The organism is Acinetobacter haemolyticus (genome assembly GCF_003323815.1).
GTDB lineage: Bacteria > Pseudomonadota > Gammaproteobacteria > Pseudomonadales > Moraxellaceae > Acinetobacter > Acinetobacter haemolyticus.
In genome coordinates, this window is the sequence record NZ_CP030880.1 from 3042688 (window position 1) to 3059134 (window position 16447).

Below are 16447 nucleotides of genomic sequence, written 5' to 3' on the forward strand. Positions count from 1 at the left end.
TAATTAACGTGCTTCAAAGTACATTGTCACTTCAAAACCAATCCGAACATCAGTAAAAGCGGGTTTCGTCCATTGCATAAAATCGTCTCCAATCAGTATTTATCGTCTGAGATTAAACACCTGATTCAACTTAAATAAAGCATTCAAAAATTCATTCTAAATAAAAAACTCAGCTTTGTAGACCGTATCTACTGAAGATATTGTTCGATAATTGTGATTTTTGTCTAAATTTTAGTATTTAACAAAGCATACTTTTAGCATTGATCAACAAAACTCAATCGCAACTCAAATTTAATAAAAATTTACATATTTTAAATATGTGACTTACATCACAGTAATTTACTTTTCCATGACGTTGTGCAAATCTTATTCAAACAATTTTATCTGTCACTAAGCTTTCAGATAATGCATAACAACCAAAGTATTCAGCTGATTCAATCATCATTATTTTCGATCAGCCTTAATAAAAATATTTAGATTCAACAGGATGTTAAAATGAATAATGATATTCCTTACCCTCTAAAATTATTGGCAACCCAAGTTGATCCAAATTTAGATCAAAATTGGCAGATCACCTTGCAACGCTTATTTGCAGAAATACAACCTCATCAGCGTGAAATCATTTGCCAACATATTCTGCAACAAAAGAAAATCCACTGGAATAGAAAAGAGAATAGTTTTTGCTACATTGCCAAACATGACTTTCACTCACTGATTGAAAACACGCACTCTCCCTATACCAAGATTCTAATCAAACAAATTGCGGACTCATTGGATAAATTGAAAACTTATGATGACATCTATCAAATATCCGATTATTTAGAAAATATTTTGGGTCAAATCAATCAAATTGATACTGAAGATGATCTTGACTTACAGGCACAAAAGCAAAGGATTCTGAAAGAGTTTATTTATGCGGCAGCACAAATCATTCTTGAAAAAGATCATATTGCCTTACCGATCAATCACCGTCACATTAATAATGATGTAATCAAAACTTTTATTACTGAAGTATTCTTAAAACAACAACTTTTGAAATACAGTTTTAATATCCTACGTTCGCAACAACTCAGAGAAGAAAAGAATCATATCCTTAAATATTTCCTTTATAAACAACAGAAAACCAGACAGCTCGATATTGTAAAAACATCCAAATATATTTTTGCACTAGCTCCAAGCTCCGAAGGGATGGTGAATACGTTTTCAATCCGACGATTCTTACAAGAAGAAAAATTCGAAGCCTGTGAAAATATTTACATCAATGCAGCGATCTTAATACTTGAAAAAATAGATGATCCTGTCCATCAGCAACACTTTGAATAGCAGATCAATCACATCATAACCATTGATAAACAAGTGAACCAATATGTATCTGATATCGTGCGTAATATCGAATTATATTGCCACAAAGAGTTGATTCCTTTTCTTATGGCACCGCTCAATCCGAGGGGGATTTTTATTGAAAAGTTAGTAGAACAAAGACTCATCGATTTTGAGCAAAAACTATCTAATCATGTACTTGAACCGATTGCAGATGCATTAAAACATTCTGTGCATCACACTGATGAGTGTCATTATTTATATATCAATATTAAACAAATACTGGATGATTTAATTCGACACTTTATGGAATTTCAATCCCAGCCATCCATTATTTTCAATAAACAAGTTCACTTGTTTATTGCTAGACTAAAATCTTACGCGACCCTATTACAAAAAAGACATACTGATATTTTCACTGTGTTTTCCTATGAAGCATGGAAACAACACCATGCCGAAGCATTAGAACCCACCAATCTCCTAAAAGACCTTAGTCTTAATTCTCTTCAGGAATACAAAGACGCCTTTTCTGAACTTAAGGAAAATCAACGCCTATTAAAGCAAAGTGTTTCATTTTTGAATAAGTTGTTAAATAAACCGCAAAAAATTAAAGATAATATTATCAAGTTAAAAGAAAAAACGATTCAAATTAAGAGAAATGCTCATCAGGAAATTATTCGGATGCAACGACGATTCCCGTCCTTGATCGTCTATTTAGAATTTGAATCACTGATTTCGGTCAATCACAAAGAACGTCACTACGCCTTCCCAACAGGTGATAATGGAATCACGCGCTTACCGATTTTGATTGAGATTCCAGAAGATAGGGCATCTTTTGACTTGCAAACTATCTGTAATAGTTTGAATTTTGATTTGAGTCTTGCCAATCAGAAATGGCTAGAAACGATTTGACCAATCGATATGCTTCTGTATAGAGATGATACAGAAGCATAACTCAACCCATTAACCCGCTTTACTCGCCACAAAAGGGTTGAATTGTTTTTCATATCCAATGGTACTGATTGGACCATGACCTGAAATAAATTGAGTCTCATCAGGTAAGCTAAAGCACTCACGTTGAATCGAATCTAAAAGTTGCTGATGATTTCCTCTCGGAAAATCAGTACGTCCGATTGAACCTTTGAACAGTACATCTCCTGTCCAAAGCAAGCCATGTTTCTTGTTATAGAACATCACATGACCTGGCGTATGTCCGGGAGCAAAACGGACTTCAAACTCATCTTCACCCAGTTTCAGTACTTCACCACCTTCTAACCACTGATTTACTTTGACAGGTTGTGGAATCGGAAAGCCATAACGTGCTGAGACTTCTTGAATCATGTCCAACCAGAACTGATCTTCTTTGTGTGGGCCGATCACTGGAATTTTCCACGCTTCAGCAAGTTCACCCACTGCGCCAGCATGATCAAGGTGGCCATGCGTAAGCCATAAAGCTTTTACCTTTAAGCCTAGATCCTCGACTTCTTTTTTAAGTACAGCAGCATCACCGCCCGCATCAATCAAAATCGCTTCTTTGGTTTCACTGTCCCATAAAATGGAACAATTCTGGGCGAAAGCAGTAACAGGAACAATTTTGACTTGCAGCATAAAAACCTCTGGCTAAAACGCAGTTAACGGTGGGCTAAGGTATGAGTTAAGCCATCAAGATTAGCCTGAACCAGACTCGCAAGCAAATCTATATGTGCTTGATCTGTATTCAAAGCAGGGATATAGGCATATTCGCCACCACCCGCATGTTGAAAGATTTCTTTATTCTGTATCGCTAACTCTTCGAGCGTTTCCAAACAATCTGCTGAAAATGCGGGGCTTAATACCTGCACCGATTTCACACCAGCTTTCCCCCATTGCTCAAGCAGTACATCGGTATATGGTTTCACCCATTCTTGTTTACCAAAGCGGGATTGGAAACTAATTGCCCATTCATCTTCATTTAAATGCAACGCTTCTGCCACTAGACGTGCCGTCACTCGGCAACGATCCGCATAGGGGTCACCTTTGTCGGCATAAGGCTGTGGAATCCCATGAAAAGACATCAATAACTTTTCAGCTTTACCGTGCTGGGATTGATAATTCAACACACTATCTGCCAATGCCTGAATAAACATCGGATGTTGGTGATAGTCCTTCATAATGGTGAGACCGGGCAAATGACGTTGTTTTGGAATCCATCTAGCAAAGGCATCATAAAGCGGTGCTGTAGAAGTTGCAGAATATTGCGGAAACAGAGGTAACAGAATCACATGTTCTTGTGGTGATTTTTCAAGTTGGGACAAAACCCCATATATGCTGGGTTGCCCATAAGTCATGGCAGGAACAACGGTCAGATCAAAATGATGATTTTCATCTTCTAAACGTTGTTTGATCAAGCGCGTTTGCTCAAGTACGATTTCACGCATTGGGGAGTCATTTGACCAAACCGAAGCATAGGCTTCTGCAACGCGTTTTGGGCGAAATGGCAACACGAATAAATTTAGAATGATCCACCAAAGCAATTTGGGAATTTCAATGACACGCGTATCAGATAAAAACTGCTTAAGGAAACGACGTACTGCTGGCGCAGTGGCTTCATCTGGCGTACCTAGATTTGCCAGAACCACAGTCACTTTGGGTTTTGGTGTCGCTGACATAGATCGCATCCGCTATAGCTGAATTTATTCAATTACTTTAGCAGTTTTCACACCCTTTTTTAAATTGAATTAATGCATCGTCTTAAACTGAAAAACTCGATGGCTATCCAAGACATTACTCTCTAAAAGCTTCTGACCTTTTGCGGTTAATTGCCATAACATGCGTTGACGATCATCACGGCCGGTTGGGATAATCCATTCATTCTGACGCATTTGTAATTTGATTTCATGCAAAGCCCGAATATTGACTTGCGCACGCGACACCGCATGTGCTCTGGGCATTTCTTTGCGTGCATCATCCAAACCCGTTTCATTCAAATATTCATTCATACGTTTAGAAAAATATTCTTCAGGCGTAGGAACCACAAAAGTCGCACCGAGGACATGTAATAACTGTGCCCACGTCATTTTACGATGTGGCTTAATCTCTTTAAAATTCCCATCTTGATAAGCATGCATACGATATTCAAAAGAATAAAGTTCATACATTGAAACTTTAGGCAAACTGGTGAGAGGATCTGCCTCACGGCTCCCCAACTCTGTTTCAAGTTGTTTGACTTTGGCACGTAAGTTGTCTATCTCATCACGTAATACTTGGGTATTTTGTGGACGTACCCAACCCACCACAGGGTAGCGCTCTAACATTTGCGGCATACTTGAGCGTACTGCGAGTTCTAAATCTCTTAAGCTACGGTAACAAAAAACCTGATCGACCTCATGTTGTAACTGCTTTCTAAACTCTTTGAATTTCTCTTTAAGTTCGGCTTTGTGATCATGCAATTTGGCTTCACGAGACTCTGGATCTTCATGCATAAATACAATTACAGGTTTTTGCTTGGTCATTGCATAGATATACTCTAAATGCATATAACCCACACCTGAAACAGATTGCTCGCCATACTGACTGCCCAATAAGATCACCACATAATCACAATCATCAATCTGACGACGTGCAATCGAAGTACTTAATGGCGTACGTTGCTCCAACCCCCAAGAGAAAAAACCCATACCAACTAAAGTTTGTGCTAAAACCGCTCGCTCTGGTTGCATTTCATTGCCAGAGGTAGAAATAAAGACTTGATAACGAGTATCTTGCATAGGCGAAGCCCCAATTTATTTATCAATAGCATCAAGTTCTAATCTTGATTTTTATTAAAAGACAACCCCGATAAACTGTAAAATAGAGTTCGATTGACTACGTTTTTTCACGTATTTCATCGCCCAAATTATGAATCGTCCATGTTAATTGTTTGGGTATAAGGTGCTGAAGTACAGGTTCTAGTACGGCAGCATTGTTACCGCTGACAAAACATTCAATACGTGAAACATTATGACGCATTTTGTCAGATAATAACCCATTTTTAATCAAAATATACGCTGTTTGTCTCGCAACTGCTTGTCCAGAATCAATTAATTTCAACTTTTCATCAAAAACCTGATGAATTGCGGGTTTGAGAAATGGATAGTGTGTGCAACCAAGTACTAAAAAATCAGCACCCTGCTCTATGACAGGTTGTAGTATCTGTTTGAGTACCGTTTTACATGCCTCGCTCATTTGCTCCCCAGCTTCAACAAAAGGCACCAATGCCAAATTGGTCACCGTGAGTACTTTTACCCCTGCAGGTTCAGCAAAATTTAACATGACATCTTTAATCAAGCGCCCGCGAAATGTCGCAGGTGTTGCCAATACCGCTACAACCTTAGTTTGTGTCTGAATCACCGCGGGTTTCAATGCTGGAACTAATCCAATAATCGGAAAACGCTCACCGTAATGATCTCGCAAATAGTCCAAACTAAATGCAGAAGCCGTATTACAAGCGACTACAGCAACCTTACATCCCTGCCGATAAAGCCATTCGATTGCTTGTGCGGTTAAATTCCGTATCTCCTGATCTGAACGCGCACCATACGGTACGTGTGCAGTATCCGCATAATAAAGAATACGCTCATTGGGTAGATGCAGAGCAATTTCTTGTGCTATCGATAGTCCACCGATCCCTGAGTCAAAAATGCCAATCGGTGCATCTGCTGATGCTTGCGGCATTGGGTCACGTAATTGAGCTAAAAATTGCACTGCTGTCATACACACGAACATAGGTTTATTTGCTCTTTCAAGCTTAAACCTCAGGTGCTTAAATGCAAGACCAAATCACCACTTTTTAATGTTAAAACCGTGTCACCTTGCTGATTTTCAGACAAGTTGCCATAGTTAACGAGATGATAAAAACTTTGTCGCTGAATTAATGCATTCATTCCAAATCGCACATGAACGTAAGGACGTAATTCGCCCGCAAACTCACGCATAAAAATAGGATGCTGTTCATCCACAATCACCACATCTTGATTGCTTGTCGTAAGCTGTAAATAGGTCTTCCCTTCAATCTCGACCTGATCAGCTTGGTTAATCAAAAGTGGCTCATCTTCAACTTCAATTTCAATCTGCTCAACAGGGGTTTTTAAATAAAATTTTCCATCCTCTTTCCAGAGTACTTTACTAAATAGATCAAGTAGCGACTGTCGCTTGACCAATTGACCTTCGTGCCACCACTCACCGTTGGCTTTTATCTTCAAATCCATTTTGCCACAATGCTTTGGATGCCACTGCTCTAACGGAGGAATTGACCTTTTGTGACTTTGCTGTACATCTTTTAAGTATTGTGCAATGTTCATTAAGTTTTTATCATCAGAAAACACGATTTTTCCTGTATTCTGTGAAGAATCATTTTCATTTATCATAGTTTATGCCTTGCTGACGAAAAAATATGACCGCTCAGCCAATTGGCGGGATCAAGGTTTAAAACTATACTATCCCAAATACTTGCAAGCACACTAGTCGCATTTGTGTTTGGTAATTGAGAATACTCATGGCAGCACCGAATTACATCATTACGGTTGCCACCCTATAAAATATGAGGAGTCCTACATGGAACACATCGAACGTGAAGCGATGGAGTTTGACGTAGTGATCGTAGGCGCAGGCCCTGCGGGTTTATCTGCTGCGATTAAAATTCGTCAACTAGCGATTGAAAACAACCTACCTGACCTTTCTGTGTGTGTTGTTGAAAAAGGCTCTGAAGTAGGTGCGCATATCCTATCTGGTGCTGTACTTGAACCACGTGCCATGAATGAACTCTTTCCGAATTGGAAAGAAGAAGGTGCACCGCTCAATGTACCTGTTACTGAAGACGAAACTTATTTCTTATTGTCTGATACGAAAGCACAAAAAATGCCGTATTGGATGGTTCCAAAATCTATGCATAACGAAGGCAACTATGTTATCTCTTTAGGTAACGTAGTTCGTTGGTTAGGTCAAAAAGCAGAAGAATTAGAAGTATCAATCTTCCCTGGCTTCGCCGCATCAGAAATCCTTTACCATGAAGATGGTACGGTAAAAGGGATTCAAACTGGTGATATGGGTATCGGCAAAGATGGTCAACCAACGCATAACTTTGCACCAGGCTACGAATTGCATGCTAAATATACTTTATTTGCAGAAGGTTGCCGTGGACATCTAGGTAAACGCCTGATTGCTGGTTTTGCACTTGATCGTGATGCTGATCCACAACACTACGGTATCGGGATCAAAGAGCTTTGGGAAATCGATCCAGCGAAACACAAACCTGGTCTTGTGATGCACGGTGCAGGTTGGCCATTGTCTGAGACAGGTTCTGCAGGCGGTTGGTGGTTATATCACGCTGAAAACAACCAAGTGACTTTGGGTATGATCGTAGACTTATCTTACGAAAACCCACATATGTATCCATTCATGGAAATGCAACGTTGGAAAACACACCCAACGATTAAACAATTCCTTGAAGGTGGTAAACGTATCTCTTACGGCGCGCGTGCGGTTGTAAAAGGTGGTTTCAACTCTTTACCTAAACTCACTTTCCCAGGCGGCTGCTTGATCGGTGATGATGCTGGTTTCTTGAATTTCTCAAAAATCAAAGGCTCACATACCGCAATGAAGTCAGGTATGTTGTGTGGTGAAGCAGTATTTGAAGCGATCGCTGCGGGTGTTGCAAAAGGTGGTGACCTTGCGATTGCACGCGTTACTGAAGGCGAAGACCACTTCGAAAAAGAATTGGTTGCTTATACTGAAAAATATAACAACTCTTGGTTAAAAGAAGAGTTATATAAAGCGCGTAACTTCGGTCCTGCAATGCATAAATTTGGTACGTGGATTGGTGGTGCATTTAACTTTATCGATCAAAATATCTTTAAAGTCCCATTCACATTGCATGACTTGAAACAAGACTTTGCTGCGCTTAAGACTGTTGATGCATCGACGTTCAAACCAAACTATCCAAAACCAGATGGTAAGTTAACCTTTGACCGTTTATCTTCAGTATTCGTATCAAATACGGTACACGAAGAAAACCAACCTGCTCACTTAAAGTTAACTAATCCTGAAACCCCAATTCAGGTTAACTTGCCGAAGTGGGACGAGCCTGCTCAACGTTACTGCCCTGCGGGTGTTTATGAAGTCATGGAAAATGATGACGGCTCGAAGCGTTTCCAAATCAACGCAGCAAACTGTGTTCACTGTAAGACTTGTGACATCAAAGATCCATCACAAAACATTACATGGGTAACGCCAGAAGGCGGCGGCGGTCCTAACTACCCGAATATGTAATATTCAGGTAGTCCTTGCGAAGCTTTAGTCGCTTCTCATACCCGAATATGTAAAGACCTTATAAAAAATCCGAGCTGAACAGCTCGGATTTTTTATATATTTTTTGAAAATAAAAGAGATGCTTAGCCTTTCTGCACCAAATAACGATATTCAGTATTGCTATTTTCATCCAAACTTTCTTCTTTGAGTAACAACTCATGCCCAAGATGCATACAAAACTTTGGAATATCCCATGAGGTTGAAGGATCGGTTGCAAACACCTCAACAATATCACCTGACTTTGCTCTACGAATCGCTTGATGCAACATCATCACAGGCTCAGGGCAACGTAACCCTCTAGTATTGAGTTGAACAGTAGCAAGTTTTGATTGTTCAGACATGATAAAGCTCAAATATTTTCATATTCACATTTTACCATAAAGTGAACTTCTAAAAATCATCAACAGCATTTTGAAAAACTGTACATTTCTTGCATCGTTTTATTGATGCATATCGGCTTTATCTTCGGTATGATGAAAATCATCTAATTGATATAGAGAGTCTTTAGGAAAGATCATGATCGAGGAATCCAGTCCGTCGTGGGGTATGCGTGGCTTAAGAAAATGGTTAGGAACCGCACCCGAAACCCGCGATGAATTACTCAAGTTAGTTCAAGACTCCCGTCGCTTTTTAGAGCCAGATACTGTTGCTATGCTTGAGGGTGTTCTCGATCTGCCAGCAACAAAGATTCGAGAAGTCATGACACCTCGTACAGCGATTATTAGCTTGCAGGAAGATGACCAATTACTCGATATCTTAGATGTTCTTATCGACTCAGCACATTCTCGCTTTCCGGTTTTTTCATCGGAACAAGGCGATAATGTAGTCGGGATTCTGTTAGCTAAAGATCTTTTACCGTTCTTAACAGATCGCAATGTGAAAGTTGATATTCGTGCTTTAATGCGACAACCTTTATTTGTTCCTGAGAGTGCACGTTCCGATCAAGTTCTGCGGATGCTTAAAAATACACAAACGCATATCGCTATTGTTATTGATGAATATGGTTCAACTTCTGGTTTAGTCACACTTGAAGACATTCTAGAAGAAATTGTGGGTGAAATTGAAGACGAGCATGATATTGCGGATGAAGAAGCATTATTTATCGTTCCTGATAATGATCCTACGACTTCAAATACATGGATTGTGCAAGCATTAACACCAATTGAACATTTCAATACGGTGCTCAATGCAGACTTTTCTGATGATGAAGTTGAAACCATGGGTGGGTTATTGCTTCAAGAAATTGGTCTTGTCAGTGATTTACAAGGTCAAACCATCGAGCTTGGAACATGGCAATTTACGATTATTGAAGCAGATGCGCGTACGATTCACCTGATTCGAGCAGTCCGTCAATGAGAAACTTTTTTGACAAGCTGTTAAGCCCTGCTAACAATCAAAAACAGTTGCCCTTTATTATTCCCTTATTGATTGCTCTCATTTCAGGTGCGATCTTTAGTTTGGCACTGGCACCCTATTATTTTTGGTGGCTTGCGATTCTATCGCCTGCATTGTTATATGCGACTTTGAGACAACGAAACCCTAAACAAGCCTTCATATTAGGCTGGGCCTATGGTTTTGGCCTATGGTTTGTAGGCGCTTTTTGGCTCTATACGTCCATTCATGTCTACGGCGATACCAATGCAGTTCTCAGTGTCTTAATGATCAGCATCATGGCATTGTTAATGGGGCTGTTTACTGCCCTGCAAACATGGCTATATCGTCGCTTTTTCCCAGAAACACCTCTGACCTTTGCCCCACTTTGGGTTTTGTTTGAATGGACCAAGACTTGGGTATTCACTGGTTTTCCGTGGTTATTTGCTGGTTATGCCTTCACTGAACGCTTTTTAGATGGCTATGCCCCATTATTTGGTATCTATGCCGTCTCATTTGTAGTGATCGTACTTGCCTGCGCGCTGGTGGAAATTCTGAATCGACGCTGGTTTTGGGCGATTCCTTCTGCACTGTTATTGATCGGTGCATGGGGTGCAGGGCTTATTCAATTTGTTCAACCTAAAGATGAAAAACCACTCAAGGTTTCTTTACTTCAAGGGAATATTCCCCAAGATCTCAAGTGGTTGACTGAATATCAGATTAAGACCCTTGAGATTTATGCCAATTTATCACGTACAGAATGGGGACAAGACCTCATCGTTTGGCCAGAGTCTTCGATTCCTTTGTTCCAAACCGATATTCCTGAGTTTCTAAAAGCCATGGCTGCTCAGGCCAAAAAGACCGACACGGCTTGGGTTACAGGTATCCCATACTGGGATATTCCTCAGTCGCAACAAGCGGGTGAGCCAATGTACTACAATAGTATTATGGCTTCAGGTAGTGATTCTTCTGGTTTATACAAGAAACAACGTTTAGTTCCTTTTGGCGAATACATTCCACTATCAGGAATGTTGAAGTGGGTACTACCAGCCATGCAAAATGATGTCAGTATGGCTGGATTTTCTCGTGGTGAAGCCAACCAAAAACCATTGATGGTTAAAGGTCATGCTTTAGCAGCAGCGATTTGCTATGAAGTCGCCTATCCAAATCTAACCCGTCGTAATGCACTCAATAGTGACTTTCTCATTACAGTTTCGAATGATGCATGGTTTACAGGTACAGCAGGCCCTTGGCAACATTTACAAATGGTTCAAATGCGTGCCAAAGAAAATGGACGTTGGTTTATTCGTGCAACCAATACCGGTGTCACCGCATTTATCGATCATCATGGACATATTGTTAAACAAGCGCCTATCGATGAAGAAGCAGTATTACGTGGGGAATTAACTGCTATGCAAGGGCAAACCTTATATAGTCGTTTAAGTGATTATCCAATACTGATCTTCTCATTGCTTTTATTAATCATAGGTTGGATCTATCGTCCACGTAAGGTCGATGTTTCTTTCAAATCACGTCGATAAAATGAAAAGAGCGTTTTACTAAAAAACGCTCTTTTTTTTAATCCTAAGAATATTTTTATGATGACCAATAGTTAATGTTGAATTAGAGTCAAAATACCAATGATAATTGCAAAGATAAATACGCAACTAAACTAGACAAAAATAACATGGGAATATAACGATAGGTTTTAAATAAAAATTGCTCATATTTGGAAATCAAATCTGCATGACGCCAAACACTAGTTTTCAAAGCACTTAAAAAACATAAGACAAACCATGCACTCAACATACTCAGTGCAAAAAAGCCAATCATAATTTGGCTACTGCCTTCAGTTGTTTGCCATAAAGTCAAAGCACCTTGACTAATTGGTAATAAAGTTAAAATAAGCAATACAGATTTCAGCATTGCCCAATGAAACTGATTCAGTTCATCCAACACAAAAAATGCTTTCATCTGTTATCTCCACACATCAACTCAATGATCTAAATTTATTATGCAAAGCTTTGATCTAAAGAAAAAGTCTATTTTGACGCTTATTTCTTTTTTCTTGTAACCATTAAATATAGGAATAATTCTTATTATAAATCTCAAATCTATAATATTTTATCAATTCTTTTTATTTCAAAAACTTATGATTGGTTTTATTATTAAGAAACATTATCACTTCACTCCTTATTCATCTAACTTAAGAGTGAAGTGATATTTTTAATTAAAAATTATGGTTGATAATAAATATCGGCATCATTACCTTCTCCGCCTTCTTTACCATCTGCACCAAATGAATATAAATCGAATGAGCGTCCATCACGGCCTGGAATGACATACTGTAAATCATTTTCCCAACTGTCTTTTGGATAACCACCTTTCACATAACCACCAGGCAACCAATTTTTTGCAGATGCAGGCTGATTCACTAAAGCATCTAAACCACCATCTTGCATTGATGGGTAACGACCATTGTCCAACTTATATTGATCTAATGCTCCCGCCACACCTTTTAAAGTAATTTGTGTGGTATCCACTTTTGCTTTTTCACCACGCCCCATCACATTCGGAACGATCAACGCAGCAAGCACACCAAGAATTACAATAACAACCATCACTTCGATGAGCGTAAATCCTGAACGAGGGTTAACAAAGTGCAAATTTGTCCGAGTGCAAGATGGAGAGCTATGCTCGGAATGGGCACGCTTCATTCGAACAACGCTCGACCGCGCCGCTATGCTTTGAGTGCAAGTATTCAAGCTTTGTTCAACATTGTGCTTATTCATTGAATTATTCATATTCATCTCTTTTATGTCACTCATTAGATCATATTGTTCATATTAATAATTGGCAACATTACCGCAATCACAATCACCAACACAATTGCTGCCATAAAAATCAACATTAAAGGTTCAAGTAATGCCAACAAGGTGGAGATAAATGTGGTGACCTCTCGATCTTGCATGGTTGATGCCCGATCCAACATTCGATCTAACTCACCAGAAGCTTCACCACTGCGAATCATTTGTACCATCATTGGTGGGAAATAGCCGCAACGCTCTAGTTGTGTTGCTAGATTCCCCCCTTCGGTGACACGTTCCATCGCCACAGTAATTGCATCACGAATTACCCAGTTATTACTCACCTCTGCGCCAATACGTAAAGCCTCAACCAGAGGAACACCAGAACGTGTCAAAATAGACAGAGTACTGGCAAAACGTGCTGCATTTATACCACGTGAAAGTTTACCAAATAGTGGCAATCTGAGCGTTAATCGGTCAAATGCATAATGACCTGCTGTCGTTCTTAAGAAACGGGTAAATAGGACCACAGCAACAAACCCAATGATTAACATCGCCACCCATGCCTGCTTAATAAAGGCACTGGCTTTCATCAGGGCAACGGTAATCCAAGGCAAGGCTTCTTTGCTTTGCTCAAATGTTTTCACAATTTCGGGTACAACATAGGTCATCAGTCCCATAACAATTGCAAAGGACATCAGCATCAAGATAATTGGGTAAATCATTGCACCCTGAATTTTCTTTTGCATGGCAAAACGATTTTCAGTGTAATCTGAAAGCTGATCTAAAATCAGATCCAAATGCCCTGATCGCTCACCAGCGGCGACCGTGGCAATATACAGCTCAGGAAAACGACCTGATTGTTGCATCCCTTGTGCCAGCGAATGCCCTTCTAACACCTTTGAGCGCACTGAGATCAATAGATTTTGGACATGTGATTTTTCACTCTGCTTGCTAACCGCACGCAATGCCTCTTCTAATGGAATACCCGCCGCCACTAAAACAGAAAGTTGCCGTGTCATCAAAGCCAGATCATAAGCACTAAAACCTTTTCTAAACCATGAGCGATGTTGTTGTTTGTCTTTTTGCTCAACGGCATCGACCGCGATTGGCGTCCATGCTTTATCTCGTAACTGTTGACGAATTTGACGTGCAGAATCTCCTTCAAGCACACCTTTATGTTGCTTTCCAGAAGCATCAATAGCAGTAAATTGATAAGCTGGCATGGTTCTGTTCTAATTGTCCCAAAATAGTTGTCGTTACTGTTGCATCCATATGCTGGAATCATTCATATTCATTTATACATAACGCTCAGCACTTTAGCATAATTATATGACATACAGTCATGCCATTTTACACGTGAATGAAACCAATATGCCTAGCGAAAATTCTAACGCCATTTTGTACCGTATTCGAGTTGCCATACCTGTATATGTGTATGACACGTTTGACTATACGGTCAGTGCCGAACAGTATCAACAAGCACAGATTGGAGCGCGTGTTGCAGTATCGTTCGGACGACAAAATCTCGTAGGCATCATTGTTGAAAAAATTGATCCCGATGAAGTTTTCACAGGTCAATTTAAACTGAAAGCAATTACTGAATTACTTGATAAAGAAGCAATATTAGATCAACACGTTTTAACTTTGATGACATGGTCTGCCCAGTACTATCAATTCCCAATTGGCGAAGTGATGCAAAGTGCCCTCCCCACACTACTCAGACAAGGGCGTGCATTAGACATTTTATTTCATCAGTGGAAAATCGTGCCAAATGATGATCCGAATGTATTATTGAAGCGCTCACAAAAACAATATGATGCGTATCAAATCTTAAAAATACATCCTCATGGCACAACTGAAAATGTCTTGAACCTCAGTGGTGTTGAAACTGCAACACTGAAAGCTTTAGAAAAGAAAGGGTTGGTTGAATGTTGTCTGGAACCGCATGATTTTAGCCCCACACCTGTACAATTGGCGCAAGTACCACTCACAGCCAATGAGGATCAAAAAAGAGCGATTCAACAAATCCTCAAAGAGCAGCATCATTACCAAGCATTTTTACTGGATGGCTTAACAGGCAGTGGCAAAACTGAAGTTTATCTGCAAGTCATGCATGAAGTATTAAAGCAGGGTAAGCAGGTGTTGGTACTGGTTCCAGAAATCGGCCTTACCCCTCAAACTGTCGCTCGCTTTAAATCACGTTTTCATTGTGATATTGCTTTATTACATTCAGGTTTAAATGACTCGAAGCGCTTACAAGCATGGCAACACGCACAAACAGGAAAAGCTTCGATTGTGATCGGGACCCGTTCTGCGATCTACACGCCGCTTCCTCATCTAGGACTGATTGTCCTCGATGAAGAGCATGATCTTTCTTATAAACAGCAAGAAGGCTTTCGTTATCATACCCGTGATGTAGCGCTCTACAGAGGATACTTACAACACTGTCCTGTGATTCTTGGATCTGCAACACCGAGTATCGATAGCTATCATCTGGTCGAGTCAGGCAAACTACATCTACTGGAACTCAATCAACGTGCTGGCGTCGCTGTCCTGCCTAAAATGCATGTGATTGATTTAAAAATTGCCAAGAAAAAGCATGGTATCAGCCAAAATTTAATTGAGCAGATCAAACTCACCTTAGAACGCAAAGAACAGGTGTTGATCTTTCTCAACCGTCGGGGCTATGCACCAATTCTGATGTGTGAAAGTTGTGGTTGGCAAGCCAATTGCCCCCATTGTGATGCGCATTTCACCCTTCATTCTCAGCCTTATCACTATTTACATTGTCATCATTGCGGCACCATCAATCGCCTCCCTGATCATTGCCCAGCATGCCAAAAACAAAGTTTAAAAACGATTGGCGCTGGAACGGCAAAACTTGAAGAGCATTTACAAGAGTTATTTCCTCACAATGAAGTGATTCGAGTTGATCGTGACAGTACCAGCCGTGTCGGAAGTTGGCAGAAAATTTATGACCGTATCCAACAAAATAAACCGAGTATTTTATTGGGCACACAAATGCTTGCTAAAGGACATCATTTCCCACATGTAACTTTGGTGGCTATTTTAGATATTGACGCTGGTTTACTGAGCGTGGATATCCGCGCCCCTGAACGTACCGCACAATTAATAGTACAAGTGGCCGGACGCGCTGGACGAGGCGAACATAAAGGGAATGTCTATTTACAAAGTCTTCGCCCTGATCATCCTATGTTTACCACATTAATTGAACATGACTATCGTACGGTTGCCAAACAAATGCTGGCTGAGCGTAAACTTGCAATGCTCCCTCCATATCGTTATACAGTATTGGTACGTGTTGAATCGAAAGATCGAGAATATAGCCAGAACTTTTTGGCGGATATTGCGCAACAACTGAGAACAATGGCTGGCGATTTAGTTGATATTTGGGGGCCAATTCCCGCACCGATGGAACGTAAAGCTGGACGTTATCGTGCCCACATGGTGATTTTGTCGGCCGATCGCGCCAAACTGCATTTTTATTTGCGTCAATGGTGGCAACAAGTGGTACATTTACCTCGTCAGCACCAACTCAGGCTATCTATCGATGTTGATCCACAAGAGTTTAGTTAGTCTAATTCCATATGCAAAACAGAAAA

General features: G+C 40.1%; 14 protein-coding genes and 1 pseudogene. 5 read left to right on the forward strand and 10 right to left on the reverse strand.

The genetic code is table 11. The annotated features are described in order from the left end of the window. Nucleotides 1-3: 3 nt before the first annotated feature. Entirely contained in the window at nt 4-78 is a 75-nt protein-coding gene (gene pqqA / locus DS737_RS14100; RefSeq protein ID WP_075316535.1) for a pyrroloquinoline quinone precursor peptide PqqA, read from the reverse strand. Nucleotides 79-495: 417 nt separating this feature from the next. Between pqqA and DS737_RS14105 the strand changes: the two are divergent. After that, nucleotides 496-2232 (forward strand): annotated as a pseudogene (locus DS737_RS14105) (hypothetical protein). Between the two features lie 51 nt (nt 2233-2283). Here DS737_RS14105 and DS737_RS14110 read toward each other — a convergent pair. The 5 genes from DS737_RS14110 to DS737_RS14130 all read right to left on the reverse strand — a co-directional run bounded on the left by DS737_RS14110 (nt 2284) and on the right by DS737_RS14130 (nt 6704). Then, nucleotides 2284-2928, reverse strand: a complete 645-nt coding sequence (locus tag DS737_RS14110; protein WP_004637744.1) for an MBL fold metallo-hydrolase — start codon at nt 2926-2928, stop codon at nt 2284-2286. A 23-nt stretch (nt 2929-2951) separates the two neighbouring features. Beyond that, a complete protein-coding gene (hemH, locus tag DS737_RS14115) occupies nt 2952-3968 on the reverse strand; it encodes a ferrochelatase (protein ID WP_005083749.1) in 1017 nt (338 codons plus the stop codon). Nucleotides 3969-4037: 69 nt separating this feature from the next. Continuing rightward, complete coding sequence (locus DS737_RS14120) at nt 4038-5066, reverse strand: DUF4062 domain-containing protein (RefSeq protein ID WP_004637742.1); 1029 nt, start codon at nt 5064-5066, stop codon at nt 4038-4040. 97 nt (nt 5067-5163) lie between these two features. After that, the gene (gene murI / locus DS737_RS14125; protein WP_113997792.1) at nt 5164-6051 is read right to left on the reverse strand and encodes a glutamate racemase; all 888 of its coding nucleotides are present in this window, start codon (nt 6049-6051) and stop codon (nt 5164-5166) included. A 41-nt stretch (nt 6052-6092) separates the two neighbouring features. Beyond that, nucleotides 6093-6704, reverse strand: a complete 612-nt coding sequence (locus DS737_RS14130) for a DUF1285 domain-containing protein (protein WP_113997793.1) — start codon at nt 6702-6704, stop codon at nt 6093-6095. 187 nt (nt 6705-6891) lie between these two features. Between DS737_RS14130 and DS737_RS14135 the strand changes: the two genes are divergently transcribed. Next, on the forward strand, nt 6892-8604 hold the full coding sequence (locus DS737_RS14135) for an electron transfer flavoprotein-ubiquinone oxidoreductase (RefSeq protein ID WP_004637739.1): 1713 nt from the start codon (nt 6892-6894) through the stop codon (nt 8602-8604). A 122-nt stretch (nt 8605-8726) separates the two neighbouring features. On the opposite strand, the gene tusA is transcribed toward DS737_RS14135, so the two are convergent. Continuing rightward, on the reverse strand, nt 8727-8984 hold the full coding sequence (gene tusA, locus DS737_RS14140) for a sulfurtransferase TusA (protein ID WP_004637738.1): 258 nt from the start codon (nt 8982-8984) through the stop codon (nt 8727-8729). A 175-nt stretch (nt 8985-9159) separates the two neighbouring features. Between tusA and DS737_RS14145 the strand changes: the two genes are divergently transcribed. After that, complete coding sequence (locus DS737_RS14145; protein ID WP_004637737.1) at nt 9160-9999, forward strand: HlyC/CorC family transporter; 840 nt, start codon at nt 9160-9162, stop codon at nt 9997-9999. After that, nucleotides 9996-11555, forward strand: a complete 1560-nt coding sequence (gene lnt, locus DS737_RS14150) for an apolipoprotein N-acyltransferase (RefSeq protein WP_113997794.1) — start codon at nt 9996-9998, stop codon at nt 11553-11555. The genes DS737_RS14145 and lnt overlap by 4 nt, the downstream gene beginning before the upstream one ends. 88 nt (nt 11556-11643) lie before the next feature. Here lnt and DS737_RS14155 read toward each other — a convergent pair whose 3' ends face one another. From DS737_RS14155 to gspF, 3 genes are all read right to left on the reverse strand, one after another. After that, on the reverse strand, nt 11644-11988 hold the full coding sequence (locus DS737_RS14155) for a hypothetical protein (protein WP_004637735.1): 345 nt from the start codon (nt 11986-11988) through the stop codon (nt 11644-11646). Between the two features lie 263 nt (nt 11989-12251). After that, nucleotides 12252-12842 (reverse strand): type II secretion system major pseudopilin GspG, encoded by a 591-nt coding sequence (gspG, locus tag DS737_RS16355; RefSeq protein ID WP_113997795.1) that lies wholly within the window; start codon nt 12840-12842, stop codon nt 12252-12254. Beyond that, a complete protein-coding gene (gene gspF / locus DS737_RS14165) occupies nt 12842-14047 on the reverse strand; it encodes a type II secretion system inner membrane protein GspF (RefSeq protein WP_005083777.1) in 1206 nt (401 codons plus the stop codon). Before gspF ends, gspG begins: the two co-directional genes overlap by 1 nt. Before the next feature lie 148 nt (nt 14048-14195). On the opposite strand from gspF, the gene DS737_RS14170 reads away from it, so the two are divergent. Next, entirely contained in the window at nt 14196-16421 is a 2226-nt protein-coding gene (locus DS737_RS14170) for a primosomal protein N' (protein ID WP_113998004.1), read from the forward strand. The last annotated feature ends 26 nt before the right edge of the window (nt 16422-16447 follow it).

Bases quoted from the DNA above. Each gene is read 5' to 3' on its own strand.
- DS737_RS14145 (WP_004637737.1), top strand. From the start codon at position 9,160: ATGATCGAGGAATCCAGTCCGTCGTGGGGTATGCGTGGCTTAAGAAAA.
- gspF (WP_005083777.1), bottom strand. From the start codon at position 14,047: ATGCCAGCTTATCAATTTACTGCTATTGATGCTTCTGGAAAGCAACAT.
- DS737_RS14130 (WP_113997793.1), bottom strand. From the start codon at position 6,704: ATGATAAATGAAAATGATTCTTCACAGAATACAGGAAAAATCGTGTTT.
- gspG (WP_113997795.1), bottom strand. From the start codon at position 12,842: ATGAGTGACATAAAAGAGATGAATATGAATAATTCAATGAATAAGCAC.
- lnt (WP_113997794.1), top strand. From the start codon at position 9,996: ATGAGAAACTTTTTTGACAAGCTGTTAAGCCCTGCTAACAATCAAAAA.
- DS737_RS14135 (WP_004637739.1), top strand. From the start codon at position 6,892: ATGGAACACATCGAACGTGAAGCGATGGAGTTTGACGTAGTGATCGTA.
- DS737_RS14110 (WP_004637744.1), bottom strand. From the start codon at position 2,928: ATGCTGCAAGTCAAAATTGTTCCTGTTACTGCTTTCGCCCAGAATTGT.
- DS737_RS14120 (WP_004637742.1), bottom strand. From the start codon at position 5,066: ATGCAAGATACTCGTTATCAAGTCTTTATTTCTACCTCTGGCAATGAA.
- tusA (WP_004637738.1), bottom strand. From the start codon at position 8,984: ATGTCTGAACAATCAAAACTTGCTACTGTTCAACTCAATACTAGAGGG.
- DS737_RS14170 (WP_113998004.1), top strand. From the start codon at position 14,196: ATGCCTAGCGAAAATTCTAACGCCATTTTGTACCGTATTCGAGTTGCC.
- hemH (WP_005083749.1), bottom strand. From the start codon at position 3,968: ATGTCAGCGACACCAAAACCCAAAGTGACTGTGGTTCTGGCAAATCTA.
- murI (WP_113997792.1), bottom strand. From the start codon at position 6,051: ATGACAGCAGTGCAATTTTTAGCTCAATTACGTGACCCAATGCCGCAA.
- DS737_RS14155 (WP_004637735.1), bottom strand. From the start codon at position 11,988: ATGAAAGCATTTTTTGTGTTGGATGAACTGAATCAGTTTCATTGGGCA.